The sequence below is a fragment of the Bartonella sp. CE47NXGY genome (genome assembly GCF_042195415.1).
Lineage (GTDB): Bacteria > Pseudomonadota > Alphaproteobacteria > Rhizobiales > Rhizobiaceae > Bartonella.
Window position 1 is genome coordinate 1 of record NZ_JBHIOI010000128.1, and the last position, 1,576, is coordinate 1,576.

Below are 1,576 nucleotides of genomic sequence, written 5' to 3' on the forward strand. Positions count from 1 at the left end.
TAAGAAGAAGGGTAAGTGAGGAGAGAAAGATGAGTTTAGTAGCAATTGTTATTTCCTTAATTGCGAATGTGATTTCGTTTTATGCTGTTCATGACTCTTCTAAAAGAGTGCGAAGGCTTAGAAAAGAGCTAGCAGAAAAAAATGAGTTAATAATGTCACAAAAAGCATTGATGGAAGGACAGCTAGCAGAAAATGAAGAGAAAATACAACATTTACAAGAATTACAAGCAAACGTGCAAGAATGTTTAGAGAAAAGCACTAAAGGGCAAGAATGTGTGATGTCATATGAAAATATTTATGAAAATATTCAAGTCTCTAAAGCTGTTCGTACGCTTGTAAGAGAGTTTATAGAACTAAATCCCATTACAGATGAACAAGAAGATAGATCGCAGGAATTATTGCAACAATTAATGAGGGATGAGCAGACAAAGATTCAAGCAATTAAAGTTGTTAGAGCTTTTGAAGAATGGTTTATACCACGAAATACCATTACATTTGCACAACTAGACTATTGGCCGAGGTCTCAAGAGTTATTGGGGCATTTATTGGGGTTAAAGCCACTGACATGGGAAGATCTTGCTAAAAAAAGTCCTGAGGAACAACAGAGCTATCTCGTACCTGGGAAAACTATAGTGGATTGAAAGCATTTTTTAAACGAATACAGTGAGCGAAAAAATTCACTTTTTCTGGTGGATTTTCAGGATCTATAGCAGTGTGTTCCATAGTAAATATTAGATAAATTAATGGATTTTTCTTGAGAGGCGAAATGGTAAGAATTAGTTCTAATGAGCCAAAAGCTATGAGGCTAAATGGGTCAATATCTCCATGTATTAGAGGCTCTGTTTGGGGTTGTTTAAAACAGAGGTATTTGGAGCTTTGGGGCTGGATTTGGTATATATCTCCGAGGGGAAAAACGGTTGAATCAGTAAATCCACGATAGACTGCGTGAATAAATTTATAATTTCTATCATTCTCTATACTGATGGAATTAATTTTAATTATGTGTTTTGTAGGATTTGCAATGGTTAATAATATATCAATTAATAATTGTGATTTATTATCAGGATCATTATGCATCACTATACGCTGTACAAAAACATTAAGTTTTCTCTGCTCTAGAATTTCTGTCTGTTTTTCTAGAACGTTAGCAAGCTTTTCCATTGATATTGCTTGTTGTTTAGTTGAATTAGCTATGTCCATGGCATTAGCTAATTCTGTTTCAAATTTTTCTCGGTCTTCTCTTCTGAACTTTGCAGCTTCTATTCGATCTTCATTTCTTAAATTCAATGTCTGTTTAATAGAACGAAAAGAAAAAATTGCGGATAATAAAGCACCAACCGAAGAAAGTGCAGAAAATAAAACAGAAAACGCAGAAAATAATACAGGATGCTGTTCTATCCAATTTAAAACCGCTTGCATATTTCTTACACCCTTCTTTCCTTCATTTTCAGAAAAAAACAATCCTATAAAACACATTTTGTATGGAGCGGCGTGGTGATTAACACGATTCTTTGTTTTGATCTAGGTACCAAAACGGGGTGGGCGATACGTGGTGCAAGTGGTGACATGTTCAGTG

The 1,576-nt window shown here is 34.7% G+C and carries 2 protein-coding genes; one reads left to right on the plus strand and one right to left on the minus strand.

Annotated features, from left to right (window positions below; all coding sequences use genetic code 11):
* Window positions 1-641 (plus strand): hypothetical protein (locus tag ACFIL3_RS10085; RefSeq protein ID WP_375682218.1); only part of this gene is annotated, 641 nt, incomplete at its 5' end.
* On the opposite strand, the gene ACFIL3_RS10090 is transcribed toward ACFIL3_RS10085, so the two are convergent.
* The gene (locus ACFIL3_RS10090) at window positions 628-1,419 is read right to left on the minus strand and encodes a hypothetical protein (RefSeq protein ID WP_375632835.1); all 792 of its coding nucleotides are present in this window, start codon (window positions 1,417-1,419) and stop codon (window positions 628-630) included. The genes ACFIL3_RS10085 and ACFIL3_RS10090 overlap by 14 nt on opposite strands.
* Window positions 1,420-1,576: the final 157 nt, after the last annotated feature.